This window comes from Polaribacter pectinis (assembly GCF_014352875.1).
GTDB classification, from domain to species: Bacteria; Bacteroidota; Bacteroidia; order Flavobacteriales; family Flavobacteriaceae; genus Polaribacter; species Polaribacter pectinis.
This window is the reverse complement of the sequence record NZ_CP060695.1, coordinates 626,233-643,829: the sequence shown is the minus strand read 5'-3', so window position 1 is coordinate 643,829 and position 17,597 is coordinate 626,233. Positions and strand designations below refer to the sequence as shown.

The 17,597-nt window shown below is 28.9% G+C and carries 14 protein-coding genes; 10 read left to right on the top strand and 4 right to left on the bottom strand.

Annotated features, from left to right (window positions below):
- The first annotated feature begins 41 nt into the window (after nucleotides 1-41).
- The 3 genes from H9W90_RS03020 to H9W90_RS03010 all read left to right on the top strand — a co-directional run bounded on the left by H9W90_RS03020 (nucleotide 42) and on the right by H9W90_RS03010 (nucleotide 4,578).
- Nucleotides 42-1,667 carry a phosphoethanolamine transferase gene (locus tag H9W90_RS03020; protein ID WP_187482988.1) on the top strand — a complete coding sequence of 542 codons (1,626 nt, stop codon included), beginning with the start codon at nucleotides 42-44 and terminating at the stop codon, nucleotides 1,665-1,667.
- Nucleotides 1,668-1,669: 2 nt separating this feature from the next.
- Complete coding sequence (gene arsC / locus H9W90_RS03015; protein WP_187482987.1) at nucleotides 1,670-2,011, top strand: arsenate reductase (glutaredoxin); 342 nt, start codon at nucleotides 1,670-1,672, stop codon at nucleotides 2,009-2,011.
- Nucleotides 2,012-2,109: 98 nt separating this feature from the next.
- On the top strand, nucleotides 2,110-4,578 hold the full coding sequence (locus H9W90_RS03010) for a TonB-dependent receptor (protein WP_254712522.1): 2,469 nt from the start codon (nucleotides 2,110-2,112) through the stop codon (nucleotides 4,576-4,578).
- A gap of 160 nt (nucleotides 4,579-4,738) precedes the next feature.
- Here H9W90_RS03010 and H9W90_RS03005 read toward each other — a convergent pair whose 3' ends face one another.
- Nucleotides 4,739-4,912, bottom strand: a complete 174-nt coding sequence (locus tag H9W90_RS03005; protein WP_036821348.1) for a hypothetical protein — start codon at nucleotides 4,910-4,912, stop codon at nucleotides 4,739-4,741.
- Nucleotides 4,913-5,065: 153 nt separating this feature from the next.
- On the opposite strand from H9W90_RS03005, the gene fumC reads away from it, so the two are divergent.
- Together fumC and H9W90_RS02995 are read left to right on the top strand one after the other, a co-directional pair.
- Nucleotides 5,066-6,466, top strand: coding sequence for a class II fumarate hydratase (gene fumC, locus H9W90_RS03000; protein ID WP_187482986.1), 1,401 nt, complete (start codon nucleotides 5,066-5,068; stop codon nucleotides 6,464-6,466).
- A gap of 68 nt (nucleotides 6,467-6,534) precedes the next feature.
- Entirely contained in the window at nucleotides 6,535-7,008 is a 474-nt protein-coding gene (locus H9W90_RS02995; RefSeq protein ID WP_187482985.1) for a nucleoside deaminase, read from the top strand.
- Nucleotides 7,009-7,067: 59 nt separating this feature from the next.
- Here the strand turns inward: H9W90_RS02995 and H9W90_RS02990 are convergent, their stop codons facing one another.
- Nucleotides 7,068-7,583 (bottom strand): DinB family protein, encoded by a 516-nt coding sequence (locus H9W90_RS02990; protein ID WP_187482984.1) that lies wholly within the window; start codon nucleotides 7,581-7,583, stop codon nucleotides 7,068-7,070.
- Nucleotides 7,584-7,629: 46 nt separating this feature from the next.
- Between H9W90_RS02990 and hutI the strand changes: the two genes are divergently transcribed.
- A complete protein-coding gene (gene hutI / locus H9W90_RS02985; protein WP_187482983.1) occupies nucleotides 7,630-8,871 on the top strand; it encodes an imidazolonepropionase in 1,242 nt (413 codons plus the stop codon).
- A gap of 14 nt (nucleotides 8,872-8,885) precedes the next feature.
- Here the strand turns inward: hutI and H9W90_RS02980 are convergent, their stop codons facing one another.
- Both H9W90_RS02980 and H9W90_RS02975 read right to left on the bottom strand, forming a co-directional pair.
- The gene (locus tag H9W90_RS02980; RefSeq protein WP_187482982.1) at nucleotides 8,886-11,363 is read right to left on the bottom strand and encodes an exopolysaccharide transport family protein; all 2,478 of its coding nucleotides are present in this window, start codon (nucleotides 11,361-11,363) and stop codon (nucleotides 8,886-8,888) included.
- A gap of 3 nt (nucleotides 11,364-11,366) precedes the next feature.
- The gene (locus tag H9W90_RS02975; protein ID WP_187482981.1) at nucleotides 11,367-12,155 is read right to left on the bottom strand and encodes a polysaccharide biosynthesis/export family protein; all 789 of its coding nucleotides are present in this window, start codon (nucleotides 12,153-12,155) and stop codon (nucleotides 11,367-11,369) included.
- Nucleotides 12,156-12,347: 192 nt separating this feature from the next.
- Between H9W90_RS02975 and H9W90_RS02970 the strand changes: the two genes are divergently transcribed.
- The 4 genes from H9W90_RS02970 to secA all read left to right on the top strand — a co-directional run bounded on the left by H9W90_RS02970 (nucleotide 12,348) and on the right by secA (nucleotide 17,574).
- Nucleotides 12,348-13,025 (top strand): O-methyltransferase, encoded by a 678-nt coding sequence (locus H9W90_RS02970; protein WP_367890065.1) that lies wholly within the window; start codon nucleotides 12,348-12,350, stop codon nucleotides 13,023-13,025.
- Between the two features lie 99 nt (nucleotides 13,026-13,124).
- The gene (locus H9W90_RS02965; protein ID WP_187482979.1) at nucleotides 13,125-13,697 is read left to right on the top strand and encodes a cob(I)yrinic acid a,c-diamide adenosyltransferase; all 573 of its coding nucleotides are present in this window, start codon (nucleotides 13,125-13,127) and stop codon (nucleotides 13,695-13,697) included.
- Nucleotides 13,698-13,866: 169 nt separating this feature from the next.
- Entirely contained in the window at nucleotides 13,867-14,088 is a 222-nt protein-coding gene (locus H9W90_RS02960) for a DUF2795 domain-containing protein (RefSeq protein WP_077809574.1), read from the top strand.
- Between the two features lie 144 nt (nucleotides 14,089-14,232).
- A complete protein-coding gene (secA, locus tag H9W90_RS02955) occupies nucleotides 14,233-17,574 on the top strand; it encodes a preprotein translocase subunit SecA (RefSeq protein ID WP_187482978.1) in 3,342 nt (1,113 codons plus the stop codon).
- Nucleotides 17,575-17,597 lie beyond the last annotated feature (23 nt).

Genomic DNA, 17,597 nt, shown 5'->3' with positions numbered 1-17,597 from the left:
AAAACCAATACTTTTATATTGCATCATTAATTTTATTTTTAATGATTCCTAATCTTTTGTTTATTCTAATTGGTGAAGATTCAGCAGTAGGAAGCTTACTTAAAAAAGGTGTTTTCTTTTTAATTTCATTATCAATTATTTCAATTCCATTAACATTTTTAAAGCCAAAATATTTTAGTTATTTAACTATTTTACTTTTTCCGGTTGTTATTTTTGAAGCTTCACATATTCTTCAATTTAAAACAGCTTCTTCTCAAGAATTAGTAGCATCAATACTACTAACAAACTATAATGAAGTTAAAGAAACAGTTTTATTAAACTTCTTATCTGTACTAACTCTAATTTCTATTTTTGCCTTAATATTAATCATTTCAAAAAAAATAAAGCCATCATTTTTAATAAGTAAAAAAACAAAAAAGAGTATTTTATTGGTTTTTGTTTTTACTTTTATTGCTTTAGGAATTAGAAATACTAAACTTGCTTTTACTTTTAATAATAAAAGTTCTGAAATTATTAGAGCTGTAAATTATTCTTTTAAAGTACAAATGACTAAAAATTTTCCTGTTGGTTTTTTTATAAAGTCTTATGAGGTTCATAAGGGACTTCAAAAGAAAAAAAAATATTTTAAAAACACTAAAAACTTTACTTTTAATGCTAAAAAAATGGATTCTTTAACTGAAGATGAAATTTATGTTTTAGTGATTGGAGAAACGGCTAGAAAACATAATTTTCATGTATATGGCTACCCAAAAAATACAACTCCTAATTTAGATACAATCAAAAATCTGTTGGTATATAAAGACGTAAAAAGCAATGCGAATGTTACCTCTTTAAGTATTCCTTTTATGTTAACGCGTGCAACACCAGAAAATCCAGAAATTAAATTTAACGAACCAAATATTGTAAAAGCATACAAAGAAGCTGGGTTTTCTACCTATTGGATTAGTAATCAGCAAATAGGAATTGGAAGTATTTTTGGCTTATATTCTAAAATTACTGACACTTATATTAATACCTCTAAACCTTTGGATGCCGCAGGTTTTGACGAAAATATTTTACCCGTTTTAGATAATGTTTTAAAGGATAAAAACAAAAAGAAGTTCATAATAATTCATACTGTTGGAAGCCATTTTAGGTATAATTACAGATATCCAGAAAAATATACAGTTTTCTCTCCAACTTTAGAAAAAGGGTTGTCTATTGAAAGTACAAGTGATTTTAATAATCGTATAAAAACTATAAATAGTTATGATAATTCTATTTTATATACAGATTTTATTTTGGGAGAAATAATTCAGAAAATAAAAAATAAGAAAGCAAATTCTTTTATGTATTATATTTCTGATCATGGAGAAAATTTATTTGACACAGATGATAAAAAACTATTACACGGTTTCGAAAATCCATCTAAATACGAAACAGAAATACCTTTATTAATTTGGACATCAGATAAATACAATAAGAATTTTACTAAAAAATATAACTTTTTAAAAAAGAATACAACTAACAAAATAGCAACTACAAATACTTTTTTTACGTTGTTAAATATGTCTAACATTACATATCCTAATTTTGAAAAGCAAAAAAGTTTTGCTAATAAAAAGTTCGACTCACTTCAAAAAAGGACGTTTTATTCCGTTAATAAATCAATCATAAAAATAGATTAAAAATGATAAAAATATACCACAATCCACGTTGTTCTAAATCGAGACAAGGAGTTGCACTATTAGAAAATTCTGGTAAAGAATTCAAAATTGTAAAATATTTAGATGCAGTTCCTTCAGAAAAAGAACTAACAGAAATTATTAAATTATTAAATATTTCTCCTATTGAGCTGGTTCGTAAATCAGAAAAAATTTGGAAAGAAAATTACAAAGGAAAAGAATTGTCTGATTCTGAAATTATAAAAGCAATGATACAAAACCCAAAGCTGATTGAAAGACCTATTATCATTAATAAAAACAAAGCAGTTATAGGTAGACCAACTGAAAACATTTCTACCATCATTTAATGTTTAACATTTAGATTTTTTTCTTTAACTTTTATTTAACTAAATCTATTTAAACTAAAAGTAAACTTTGCTGTCTTAAACTAAAAAACCAACTAGTTTTGATAAAAAAAATTACTATTTTAATTTGTTGCCTATTTTCGGCAACATTTTTATTTGCACAAAGACCATCAAACGCAGCTAACATTTCTATTACTGGAAAAATTGTTGATGCAAAAACAAATCAGCCTTTAGAATACGCAACTGTTGTTTTAAAAAACACAAAAACAGCTAAAATATCTGGAGGAATTACTGATGAAAAAGGAAACTTCAACATTCAAACTCCAAAAGGAACTTATGAAATAAGTGTTGAGTTTATCTCTTTTAAAACTAAAAAATTTCCTGTTGAAGAAATTACAGCAAATAAAAATTTTGGAGTTATAAAGTTATCTGAAGACACAAATAATTTAGATGAAATTGTGGTTATCGCAGAAAAATCTACAGTTGATATTCGTTTGGATAAAAAAATCTATAATGTTGGTAAAGATATGACTGTAAAAGGTGGTACTGCATCAGATGTTTTAGACAACGTACCATCTGTAGATGTAGATGCAGAAGGAACTGTAAGTTTAAGAGGAAGTGAAAATGTACGTATTTTAATTGATGGTAAACCATCTGCTTTAGTAGGTTTAAGTGGTACAGATGCTTTAAGACAATTACCCTCAGACGCAATCGAAAGAATAGAGGTTATTACTTCTCCATCTGCAAGATATGACGCAGAAGGAACTGCAGGAATTTTAAATATCATTTTAAGAAAAGGAAAAGCAACAGGTTTTAACGGTTCTGTAAACGTAACAGTTGGTGATCCTAAAAATTATCAAGGAGCTGTAAATTTAAATTTACGTTCAGAAAAAATAAACCTTTTTTCTAATTTTGGTTATAGTGACAGAGGTGGTCCAGGAACATATAATTCTGATATTACTTACTTAACTGGCGGTATAATAGACAGCACAAGAATTGAAAACAGAGATAATAATAGAAACAGAAAAGGTTTTAACGCAAACATTGGTTTGGAGTATTTTTTAAATAAAAAAAGTTCTATTACAGGTACTATTTTTGTGAGAGATTCAGACGGTTTAGATACTTCAGTAAACAACATTAGTTCTTTTGATCCTTCAGGTAATAACTTATATAATTCTACTCGTATTCAAGATGAAAGCGAAGTAGATCAAACATTGCAATTTTCTTTAAATTACGTTAATAATATTGACGACAAAGGTCAGAAATTAACATTAGATTTTCAGCATAGTGCAAGTAAAGAAGATGAAGAAGCTATTATTACAGATATTAACCCAGAAACAAACACTACAAACGAACTTTCTATAGATAATTTAATTCAAGCAGATTATGTGTTGCCAATAGGAAAAGAATCTCAATTCGAAGCTGGTTATCGTGGGAGTTTTCAAGATTTAACATCAGATTATTTAGTAATTGCACCTAATTTAGATCCAAGTAACAATCCTTCTAATAATTTAGAATTCACACAAAATGTAAACGCATTCTACACACAATTCGGAAGTAAAATTGACAAGTTCTCTTATCTTTTTGGTTTACGAGCAGAAATTACAGATTTAGATATTAAATTGCTAAATACTGCTGAAAGCTTCACCAAAAAGTACACAGATTTTTTTCCAACTGTAAACTTTGGTTATGAATTATCAGACAAACAAAGTTTTACTTTAGGGTATAGTAAAAGGTTAAGAAGACCACGTTCTAGGTATTTAAATCCGTTTGAAAACAGAGCAAGTGAGACTATAATTTCTAAAGGAAATGTAGATTTAGATCCAACATACACAAACTCTTTCGATTTAGGATACTTAAATAGATGGGGTAAATTAACCCTTAATTCTTCTATCTATTATCAACATTCAACAAACAATATTACAAGAGTTAACAGCCAAGAAGTTAGAATTATTAATGGTAAAGAAACTAATGTTTTAGTAAGACAACCAATTAATTTAGCGTCAGAAGACAGAGCAGGTTTCGAGTTTACAGCTAATTATAATGCAAGTAAAAAAGTTCGTTTTTCTGGTAGTTTTAACTTTTTTCAATTCGAAACAAAAGGAGAATACTCTTATGATGTTACTGATCCTACAACAAATGCAGTATCTACAATTACCCAAAACTTCGACACCGAAAACACATCTTGGTTTACACGTTTCGATGCAAAAATTACGCTTCCTTGGGACATTCAATCACAAACAAGATTGTTTTACATAGGCCCGAGAAACGATGCACAAAGTTTTACCAAAGGTATTCTTTCAACAAATTTAGCATTCAGTAAAGACATTTTAAAAGACAAAGGAACCTTGGTTTTAAATGTAAGTGACCTTTTTAACTCAAGAAAATATGAAATAAATAGTTTTGCTCCAAGTAGAGAAAACCCTACAAATATTACCAACCAATCATTTCAATGGAGAATTCGTCAAGTATCATTAACATTTACTTACAGATTCAATCAAAATAAAAACCAAAAAGACAGAAGATCTGGCAGAAATGGTGATGATGATGGTGGTGGAGAAGATTTTTAATTTGGGCGTTTTAACGGGCTTTCAGCACTCGCTTTTTTTAAGAAAAATAAAAAAGAGCTCAAACAAATGCTTCAATCCCTAACGCACTCACTCAAACCCACAAAAAAACTCGTTCAATTAAATTGAACGAGTTTTTTATTAAAATATATTTTTTTTAAAACTACTTACCTTCAGCAGCTTTTCTTGCTTCCTTCTTTAATTTCATATTTTCCCAAATAGTTCCACCAATCCAATAAGGCACTACAAATGTTAATAAGAAAATTAACAACCAGAAACCAGCTGTAAAAATAAACATGAATAAAACCAAACCTGAAAATTCTGAAAAATCTAACATTTATAATTATTTGAAAAAATTTATACTACAAAAATAATATATATTTTTAGATTCTACTACTTAAATTCAAAAATTTTCAAGAGTTTTTAACCAAAATGTTTAGAGGCTTTTGCGCTACTTTTCGTAAATTTGTATTCCTAAAATTCAATAAACATGACAATGTATAGAATAGAAAAAGACACAATGGGGCAAGTAAATGTTCCTGCAGATAAATATTGGGGAGCACAAACAGAACGTTCTCGTAACAATTTTAAAATAGGCGCACCAGCTTCAATGCCTCTAGAAATCGTTTATGGCTTTGCATATCTTAAAAAAGCTGCTGCATACACAAATACAGAATTAGGAGTTTTAGCAGAAGAAAAAAGAGATTTAATTGCTAAAGTTTGTGATGAAATTTTAGAAGGAAAGCATGACAATCAGTTTCCTTTAGTAATTTGGCAAACAGGTTCTGGTACACAATCTAACATGAACGTGAACGAAGTTATTGCAAACAGAGCTCACGAAATTGCAGGAAAAGTTATTGGCGAAGGCGAAAAAACCATTCAACCAAATGACGATGTAAACAAATCTCAATCTTCTAATGATACATTTCCTACAGGAATGCATATTGCCATCTACAAGAAAATTGTAGAAACAACAATGCCAGGAATCATTAAATTAAGAAACACTTTACACGACAAAGCTGTTGCTTTTAAAGATGTTGTAAAAATTGGTAGAACGCATTTAATGGATGCTACTCCACTTACATTAGGTCAAGAATTTTCTGGTTATGTAGCACAATTAGATTTCGGTTTAAAAGCTTTAGAAAACACATTGGCACATTTAAGTCAGTTAGCTTTAGGAGGAACTGCAGTGGGTACAGGTTTAAATACACCTAAAGGATATGATGTTTTAGTAGCAAAATACATTGCAGAATTTACAGAATTGCCTTTTATAACTGCAGAAAATAAATTTGAAGCTTTAGCGGCACACGATGCTTTAGTAGAAACACATGGTGCTTTAAAACAAGTGGCAGTTTCTTTAAATAAAATTGCAAACGATATTAGAATGATGGCTTCAGGACCAAGATCTGGAATTGGAGAAATCATTATCCCTGCAAATGAGCCAGGTTCTTCAATTATGCCAGGGAAAGTAAATCCTACCCAAGCAGAAGCAATTACAATGGTATGTGCACAAGTTATGGGGAATGATGTTGCTGTTACAGTTGGAGGAACGCAAGGTCATTACGAATTAAACGTTTTTAAACCAATGATGGCTGCAAACGTTTTACAATCTGCTCAATTAATTGGAGATGCTTGTAATTCTTTCGAAGAAAATTGTGCTGCAGGAATTGAACCAAATCATTCAAGAATTGCAGAATTGGTAAGTAATTCTCTAATGTTGGTAACTGCCTTAAATACTAAAATTGGTTATTACAAAGCTGCAGAAATTGCAAACACTGCACACGAAAACGGAACCACTTTAAAACATGAAGCTGTACGTTTAGGCTACGTAACTCCAGAAGAATATGATGCTTGGGTAAAACCAGAAGAAATGACAGGAGGATTAAAATAAACAGAATTAAGTTAATAATTTAAAAAGCTGTAATTAATTTTACAGCTTTTTTTATCTAGAATATAGAAATGACAAATCACGAAGAATTTATGAGTGAAGCAGTAAAAGCTGCTTTAACAGGAATGAGTAATAATGAAGGTGGACCTTTTGGTTGTATTGTTGTGAAAAATGGAGAAATTGTAGGTCGTGGAAATAATAAAGTAACTTCTACAAACGACCCAACAGCACATGCAGAAGTAACTGCAATTAGAGATGCTTGTAAAAATTTAGAATCTTTTCAATTAGATGGTTGTATCGTATATACTTCTTGCGAACCTTGTCCAATGTGTTTAGGTGCAATTTACTGGGCAAGACCTGATAAAGTATATTATGGAAGTAATCAACAAGACGCAGCTAATATTGGTTTTGATGACGAATTTATCTACAAAGAAATTCCCCTTCCGTATGAAAAAAGAAGCATTCCTTTTGAACAAATTGGTCGAGAAATTGCTTTAGAACCTTTCCAAAAATGGTCTGAAAAAGAAGATAAAACAGAATATTAAACTATTTCATAAGCCTCATTTACGTGAGGCTTATAATTTTTAAAATACTTGTTGTTAATTTAATTATCTAACAAATAACGTTCTTTAATTACATTAAAATGATGTAATTGATGCCCTGAAAACAAACATCCTAAAGCTCTTACAGATATTTTATTATCTGAAGCTACTCCAATTCTTAATAATGCTTCTTCAGAAAAACTTTTAAACAATTGTATGGTAGACTTTCTTAAAGTTGCCATTTCTTCTAATAAATCGAAGTAATCTAATTGATTGGCATTTCCATAATCAACAAAAATATCTTGATCAAAACCAGGTAATGATGTTTTATCATTTCTTGCAAAACAAAGTGCTCTATAACAGAAAATACGTTCTGTGTCTATAGTATGTTGTATTAATTCCTTTAACGTCCATTTTCCTTCAGCATAAGAAAAATTGTGTTTTTCTTTTGGAATATTTCTTAATAAAGTATCAAATTGATTTTGAGAATCTTCTAAATTTTCAATTATTGATTTGTCTTTAGAAACAAGTTGAATATATTGTTCGAAGTAAGGATTGTATTCTTCTTTTGGAATCATTTCAGTAGATTTATGTATGTTTGTTTAACTAATTTAATCAATTTTTATGACTCAATTATTCATCAATATTAAAGAATTAATTCAAGTTAGAGATAAATTTGTTAAAAAAGTTTCTGGTAAAGAAATGAAGATATTACCAACAATTAAAGGTGCTTTTTTAATAATAAAAGATGGACTTATTTTTGATTATGGAAAAATGAGCGATTTATTAGAATCTACTTTTGATGATAAGATTGATTGTACAGGAAAAATGATACTTCCAACTTGGTGTGACTCTCACACTCACATCGTTTTTGCTGGAAATAGAGAACAAGAATTTGTAGATAGAATTAATGGTTTGTCTTATGAAGAAATTGCAAATAATGGTGGTGGAATTTTAAATTCAGCAAAAAAACTTCAAGAAACTTCTGAAGAAGATTTGTATATACAATCTGCAAAAAGATTAGAAGAAGTAATTATATTAGGCACAGGAGCCATTGAAATAAAATCTGGTTATGGTTTAACGGTAGAGGCTGAATTAAAAATGCTACGAGTTATTAAAAAATTGAAAGAAAATTATGATATTCCTATAAAAGCAACATTTTTAGGTGCTCATGCAATTCCGAATAAATTTAAGAACAATAAGGAAGGTTATATTAATTTGATTATTAATGAAATGCTACCAAAAATAGCAGCAGAAGATTTGGCAGATTTTATAGATGTTTTTTGTGAAGTTGGTTATTTCTCTGTAGACGAAACAGATAAAATTTTATCCGCAGGAAAAAAATATGGATTGATTCCTAAAGTTCATGTCAATCAATTTAACTCTATTGATGGGATTGAAATTTCAATTAAACACAAAGCATTATCTGTAGATCATTTAGAAGTTTTATCGGATACGGATTTAAAAGTTCTAATAAGTGCAGAAACAATGCCTGTAGCACTTCCCTCCTGTTCATATTTTTTAAGTATTCCTTACACACCAGCAAGAAAGATAATTGATGCTGGTTTACCTTTAACTTTAGCTACAGATTACAACCCAGGCTCAACACCTTCTGGAAATATGAATTTTGTAGTAGCAACTGCTTGTATAAAAATGAAAATGACTCCAGAAGAAGCTATAAATGCAGCTACAATTAATGGTGCTTTTGCTATGAATTTAGAAAACAAAGTTGGCAGTATAACTAAAGGTAAATTCGCTAATTTCATGATAACTAAAGAAATTCCTTCTTTTGGGTTTATTCCTTATAGTTTTGGAAACAACTTAATAGAAACTGTATATTTAAAAGGCAAAAAAGCATCGAATTAACGATGCTTTTTTTATTATTTTTTAGGTTTAAAGAAATTAAATGCTCTAGATAAAAAGCTTTCTGGATCTTCGTTTTCGTGATATCCGTAACCATATTTACCATAGCCGTAACCATAACCGTAACCATAGCCATAACCGTAACCATAGCCATAACCGTATTTATTTTTAATAGAGAAGTCATTTAAAACATAACTAATGTTTGTTACTTCTTTATTTCTGTATTTATCATCAATCATTTTCATCATTCCTCTTTCAGAATAATTTTGACGAATTACATACACAATGGCATCTGCATATTTAAATAATTCTAAAGCATCAGATACTAAACCAACTGGAGGTGTATCTATAATAAGATAATCGTAATCTTCTTTTAATTGATTTATCATATCATCAGCAACTTTATTTAAGAGTAGTTCTGATGGATTTGGTGGAATTGGACCAGATAAAATAACATCTAAATTTGGTATTTTAGTAGGTCTAATTATTTCTTTTAATGTTTTTTGATTAATTAGATGGTTTACAACTCCAACTTCATTTGTTAAATCAAAATCTGCATAAATTTTCGGTTTTCTTAAATCCAACCCAAGTAAAACCGTTTTTTTTCCACTCAAAGCAAAAACAGTTGCCATATTTATAGAAATCATTGTTTTACCTTCTCCACTTACAGATGATGTTAGTAATAACGTTTTACATTTATCTTCTTGTGCATTTTTAAATAAAAATTGAATATTGGACCTTATAGCTCTAAATGATTCTGCCACAGAAGATTTTGGTCTTTCAAAAACAGCTAAATTGTTGTTCCCTTGATTTCTACCAACAACTCCCAAAACTGGTATTGCATAATTATTCTGGATTTCTTCAGCCGTATGAATTTTATTATCTAATATTTCTTTTAAAATAATATAAAATAATGGAATAATAACACCAATCATTAAAGCTACTAAATAATTAAAACTAGGTTTTGGGTAAAAAGGCCCTTCTCCTAAATCTTTAGCAGTGTCTATAATTTTTACATCAGAAACATTGGCTGCTATTGCAGTTCCTGCCTCATAACTTTTTTGTTTTAAGTAATTATAGTTAGCTTCTGATATTTCATAATTTCTTTGATAACCAATTAAACTTTGTTCTTTTCTTGGAAGCTTTTTTAATTCGTTATTATAACTTAAAAGCCTACTACTTATTTTACTTAAACTATTAATATTAACTCTTTTTAAAGTAGAAATGTTTTCAAATAAATTGTTTTTAGCTATCTTAATTTCGTTATTTAATTTTATTAAATCTGGATGTTTTTCTGTAACAGAATTACCAAGAGTTTCTCTTAAACTAGATTTTGTTATTAAAACACTAATTTCTTCTGCAATCTTTGGGTCTTGTATTGTAATTAATGCAGGAACAGGTATAGTTTCTGTATACTTATTATGTGTTAAGATATAAGTTCTTAAATCATCTAAATATTCATTAAATTCTTGGAGTTCTTTTTTTTCTTTTTCTAAAACTAATATCTCACTAAAAACATTACTTCCTTCTGTAGATAAATTATATATATTATTAGATTCTTTAAATTTACCTAATTCTCTTTCTATCTTTTTTAATTTTGTGGCTTCCTCAATAAAAAGTGTATCTATATATTCTTTAGTTTTTACTGCATAAGCAATTTTCTGTTCCTTTTTATCATTTTCTAAAACTTGTACTGTTGCATTTAAATAATCTACAATTCTTCTCTTATTAGGCCCTTGTTTTGTTAATACAAGCATAGAGGCTGCATTTGTTATTGTATTTACACTAATACCTCTGTTTGCACCTACAACTCCATCAAAACTAGTAAATCTTATATAATATTTTTCTCCAACATTAAAATTACTAACTTTATTCAATACAAAGTTTAAATATGGTGTTTCTATCTTTTCATTTACTTTAAATTCTTTCGAAAAATTAGCTTCAGAAGAGTTATAATTACTTACAGTATTTGTATCATAAGTAATTAAACTATTAGAGCCATTAGGATTAAAATCAAAAGACAATTTATAGGTATCTTCACTAGTTGTCTCTATTTCTATTAATTTCCCATATAATTGTGCCTTGTCAGTTTTTAAATCTATTGTAAATGGTGTATAACCATAAACATCTTCTAACCTATACCTACCCTCTTTTAAATACTCAATAAAAAAGTTAAGCTTATTAACCACTTTCTCGTTATGAGATCTAGATGTTAAAATAACTCTTACTGTTTCAATTTCATTACTTGCTCCACCCCAATTAAAAGCAATATTTGTTCCTGTTGAAAATAAAGGATTATTTTCTTCTTTAACAGAAATAGTAGTGTTTAAACTAAAAATTTCTTGTTTATACCCAGTTAAAAATTTTGCTACTATAAACGAAATAATTATAGTTACTAAAAAAAGTTTCCAATAAGCTAAAACTTTAAATAGATACCCTTTTATATCTATGTTATTTTGAGCAGGATTGGCAATGTTCTTTGTTTTACTATCCATATTTTAAAGGTTTCTAGCTATTACAATAGTAGATGTTATTAGTGTAAAAATAGAAATAATTGTTGTGAAAGATTGTAATCCAGTTGTACCTGTACCCCACGATTTTTGCTTTAGGGCTCTAACATTAATATAATCGTTTGGCTTAATGTAAAATACATCAGAATTTAAAACATTTATATCGGTTAAATCTACAGTAAACTTTTCTATTCCATTAATAGATTTTCTAATTATCTCTACTTCTTTTCTATTACCAACAGTAGTAATGTCTCCAGAATTAGCAATTGCATCTATAATAGATACTTTATTCTGAAAAATAATTTTTGGCCCAGGACTATTAATTTCACCAATGATGGTATATTTAATTCCTGATAATTTTACATCAACAAAAAGGTTTTCTTTACTTTTAATATACTTTTTTAGATCGTTTTCAATTTTTTTTCTAACTTCTAAAGTTGTGTAACCTAAAACATTTATTTCTCCTAATGTTGGCATTCTAATGTTTCCATAACTATCTACACTATAATCAGAAAAGTAATTGGAACCTCCAGAAAAACTTTGTCCATTACCATTTCCACCTCCAGTAGATTTTTTAAAAATATTTACTAAATCTTCATCAGACGATTTAATATCAATATTAATCATATCATCTACTTGAAGTTTATAAGGAATATCATTAATTCTACTTATATTATTTTTTTGAGCAGGCTCACCTTGAAGATATATTAAATCTTTATTAGGCACACAAGAAAAAAATAAGATTGTAAGTAAAATTAGTAATGTAAAATTTTTCATTTTAATTATGTTATTCATAGAGTAGCCACAAATATACTTTTTATCAACGGATTGATATAATTTTATTTTATTTTCGTTTTTCATTTCTACCAAATGCTTTACCAACAAATTAAGTACATAAATTTTTTATTAAAATCTAGTAACCAACATGGAGTTCACTCTCCCTTTGTTTATAAACTAGTTACTAATTGTTTGTACAAAAAAACAGTTAAAAAAAAATGGCATAAGTTCATTTATACCAAACAACAATTATTAGACAACAAAAAATCTATTAAAGTCACAGATTTTGGTGCTGGTTCAAAAGTTTTTAAATCTAACTGTCGTGAAGTTTCAAAAATTATTAAAATTGCAGGAATTTCTAACAAAAAAGCTAAATTATTAATAAAAATCACTTCATATTTTAAACCAAAAAGTAGTTTAGAGATTGGTACTTCTTTAGGTTTAGGAACAACCGCAATAAAAATAGCAAATGAGAATTCTAACATTGTTACTTTAGAAGGTTGCCCAGAAACCAGCAAAGTAGCTTCCAAATTATTTACAAATAATAATTTTAATAATATTGATGTGATTGTTGGAGATTTCCAAAAAACTTTACCTAAAATAGTTCAGAATAAGCAATATGATTTTATTTATTTCGATGGAAATCACACAAAAAAAGCAACTCTAGACTATTTTAAAACTTGTCTTGGTTCGATTCATAATGATTCTTACTTTATTTTTGATGATATTTATTGGAGTAAAGAAATGCACGAAGCTTGGCAAGAAATAAAAAATAATGCTGCCGTAAAAGTAACTGTAGATCTTTTTTATTTTGGAATTGTTTTCTTCAGAAAAGAACAAGAAAAAGAACATTTTAAAATTAGGGTATAAGAAAGTTTTTATGTTAAATTGTTAAACTCTCTTAATTAGAATACCTACAATTTTTAAACTTCGTAACTTTGAGTTTATCAAACTTTGAAACCCATTTAAATGAAAATATATACAAAAACTGGTGACGCAGGAACTACTGCCCTATTTGGCGGAACAAGAGTAAAAAAATACAATCTACGAATCGATTCTTATGGAACTGTAGATGAATTGAACTCTTATATTGGTTTAATTAAAGATCAAGAAATATCAACATATATAAAAGAATCGTTGTTAAATATTCAGAATGAATTATTTACTTTGGGCGCAATGTTAGCAACTCCACCTGAAAAAGAAACCTTAAAATCGGGAAAAGAACGTTTGAATATTCCTAAAATAGATGAGGCATCAATTCTATTTTTGGAAAATGAAATCGATAAAATGGATACAGAGCTTCCACAAATGACTCATTTTATTTTACCTGGAGGTCATCAAGCTGTGTCATTCTGTCACGTTGCAAGATGTGTTTGTAGACGAGCAGAACGTCTTTCTGTAGAATTAAATGACGAAGAAAACATTAATAATGACATTTTAAAATACTTAAACCGACTTTCTGACTATCTTTTTGTGTTGGCACGAAAGTTGTCTAAAGACTTACAAGTAGACGAAATCAAATGGATTCCTACTAAAAATTAAAACGTTCTTTTTTTATCGATTTGAAGAAATTTTAAATTTTATTTTCAAATTAAACACTTAATATTTAATTGAATAAAAAAATAAAAATGATCTTCGCAATAAATTTCTTAAAAAAGACTTGCATAATTCAGCAAAAAAATTATTTTTGCACAAAATTAAACAATAAGAAATGTATTGGACATTAGAATTAGCATCTTATTTAGCAGATGCGCCTTGGCCAGCAACCAAAGACGAGTTAATAGATTACGCAATTAGAACTGGATCTCCGTTAGAAGTAGTAGAAAACCTACAAGATATAGAAGATGAAGGTGATGCTTATGACTCAATTATAGAAATCTGGCCAGATTATCCAACCGAAGATGATTATCTTTGGAATGAGGATGAATACTAAACATAACAATTAAAATATAAAAAGTCTCTAAAGAGGCTTTTTTTTTGTTTTCTTTTAATCAAGAAAAAAATATTTTTCAGGCTTTTAAAAAACCTGATACGGAACTATAATACAGTTATTAATTTAACTGAAAACAACATAATAATGAGTATTTTAAATTCAGTAATAAAACTTTTTGTAGGAGACAAACAGCAAAAAGATTTAAAAGGTTTACAACCTGTTGTAGAAGATGTTAGAAAATTTGAAGCGGCATTTTCTAAATTATCTAATGATGAATTAAGAGCAAAAACAATCGAATTCAAAGAAAGGATTAAATCGGCAACAAAACAGTTCGACGATAAAATTACTTCTTTAGAAGAAGAAGCTGTAAAAGCAGATATAGACAGACAAGAAGATATTTATACAGAAATAGACGCTTTAAAAGACCAAGCATATATAGTTTCTGAAGCTACATTATTAGAAATTATGCCAGAAGCTTTTGCTGTTGTAAAAGAAACAGCAAAGCGTTTTGTAGAAAACAAAGAAATTGAAGTTACTGCAACTGCTTACGATAGAGAATTGTCTGGCGAAAGAGATCATATTGTTTTAGAAGGAGACAAAGCATTTTGGGCAAATTCTTGGGATGCTGCAGGAAAACCTGTTACCTGGGACATGGTTCACTATGATGTTCAATTAATTGGTGGTTCAGTTTTACACCAAGGAAAAGTTGCAGAAATGATGACTGGTGAAGGAAAAACATTAGTTTCTACTTTACCTGTGTACTTGAACGCTTTAACAGGAAATGGAGTTCATTTAGTAACTGTAAATGATTATTTAGCAAAACGTGATAAAGCTTGGATGGGACCAATTTTTGAGTTTCACGGTTTTACAACAGATTGTATCGATTATCATCAACCAAATTCTGATGCGCGTAGAAAAGCTTACAATGCAGACATAACTTACGGAACAAATAACGAATTCGGTTTCGATTATTTGCGTGATAATATGGCAAGTTCTAAAGACGATTTAGTTCAAAGACCACCAAACTATGCAATTATTGATGAAGTAGATTCAGTTTTAATTGATGACGCAAGAACGCCATTAATTATTTCAGGTCCAGTACCACAAGGAGATAGACACGAATTTAACGAACTTAAACCATTAGTAAACGATATTGTTGGTATTCAAAGTAAATATTTAATTGGTGTTTTAGCAGAAGCAAAAAAGTTAATTGCAGCTGGAGATACTAAAGAAGGAGGATTTCAATTATTAAGAGTTTACAGAGGTTTACCAAAAAATAAAGCATTAATTAAGTTTTTATCTCAAGAAGGAAATAAACAAATTCTTCAAAAGACAGAAAACTATTATATGGCAGATAACAACAAGTTAATGCCAGAAGTAGATGAAGCTTTATGGTTTGTTATTGAAGAAAAAAATAATCAAATTGATTTAACCGATAAAGGAATTGCACATTTATCTGAAAAGACAGAAAATGAAAGTTTCTTTGTTTTACCAGATATTGGAGTAAAAATTGGTGAAATTGATAGCGCTGATATTTCAAAAGAAGAAAAAGCAGTTCAAAAAGAAGAATTGTACAAAGATTTTAGCATAAAAAGTGAGCGTATTCACACCATGAATCAATTGTTAAAAGCATATACTGTTTTTGAAAAAGATGTTGAATATGTGGTAATGGATAATAAAGTAATGATTGTTGATGAACAGACAGGTCGTATTATGGATGGTCGTCGTTATTCAGATGGTTTACACCAAGCAATCGAAGCTAAAGAAAATGTAAAAATTGAAGATGCTACCCAAACTTTTGCAACTGTTACACTTCAAAATTACTTTAGAATGTATCGCAAACTTTCTGGTATGACAGGAACAGCGATTACTGAAGCAGGTGAATTATGGGAAATTTACAAATTAGATGTTGTAGAAATCCCTACAAACAAGCCAATTCAAAGAGATGATAAAGATGATTTAGTTTACAAAACCGCTCGTGAAAAATACAACGCAGTTATAGATGATATCGTAAAATTAGTTGCAGAAAAAAGACCAGTTTTAGTTGGTACAACTTCTGTAGAAATATCAGAATTATTAGGTAGAATGTTACAAATGCGTAAAATTCCACATAATATTTTGAATGCAAAATTACACAAACGAGAAGCAGATGTAGTAGCAGAAGCAGGTAAACCTGGTGTAGTAACAATTGCAACAAACATGGCTGGTCGTGGTACAGATATTAAGCTTTCACCAGAAGTAAAAGAAGCTGGTGGTTTGGCAATTATTGGTACAGAAAGACACGATTCTAGACGTGTAGACAGACAGTTAAGAGGTCGTGCAGGAAGACAAGGTGATGTTGGTTCTTCTCAATTCTACGTTGCTTTAGACGACAATTTAATGCGTCTTTTTGGTTCTGATAGAATTGCAAAAATGATGGACAGAATGGGATTAAAAGAAGGCGAAGTAATTCAGCATTCTATGATTTCTAAATCTATTGAAAGAGCGCAAAAGAAAGTTGAAGAAAATAACTTCGGAATTAGAAAACGTCTATTAGAATATGATGATATTATGAACGCTCAACGTGAGTTTGTTTATAAAAGAAGAAGAAATGCTTTAGATGGTAAACGTTTGCAAGTAGATATTGCAAATATGATTTACGATACTTGTGAATCTATTACAAATGCAAACAAAGCAGCTAAAGATTTTCAGAATTTCGAATTCGAATTGATTAAGTTTTCTTCAATGACTTCTCCTTTTTCTGAAGAAGAATTCGAGAAAATGTCTGAAAAAGAAATTACAGACAAATTATACGAAATTGTAACTGCACATTACAAAAACAAAATTGAGAGAAATGCTGTTTTAGCCTTCCCTGTAATTAAAGATGTTTTTGAAAATGAAGGTGATAAATATGAAAGAATTGTAGTTCCTTTTACAGACGGAACAAAATCTTTACAAGTTGTTACAAATTTAAAAGATGCTTATGAAAGTGAAGGAAAAAGTTTGGTTACAGACTTCGAGAAAAACATCACTTTAGCTATTATAGATGAAAACTGGAAAGAGCATTTACGTAAAATGGATGAATTAAAACATTCTGTACAAAATGCATCTTACGAACAAAAAGATCCTTTATTAATCTATAAATTTGAAGCTTTTGAGTTATTTAAATTAACTGTTGATGAAATTAATAAAGAAGTATTATCTTTCTTATTTAAAGGAGAATTACCTGCGCAAGATAGATCTCAAATTTCTGAAGCTCGCCAACAAAAAAGAGAGCGTTTAAATACTAGTAAAGCAGATGTGCAGAATTCTACGGAACAAGCCATAGAAAACTCTCGTCAACAATCTTCAGAACCAATTGAAACAGTTGTTAGAGAACAACCAAAAATTGGTAGAAACGAAAAAGTTACAATTAAAAATGTAATGAGTGGCGAAGAAAAAGAGGTTAAATTTAAACAAGCAATTCCTTTAATTGAAAAAGGAGAATATGTTTTAGTGAATAAATAAAACACAACTTTAAACTAGTAATT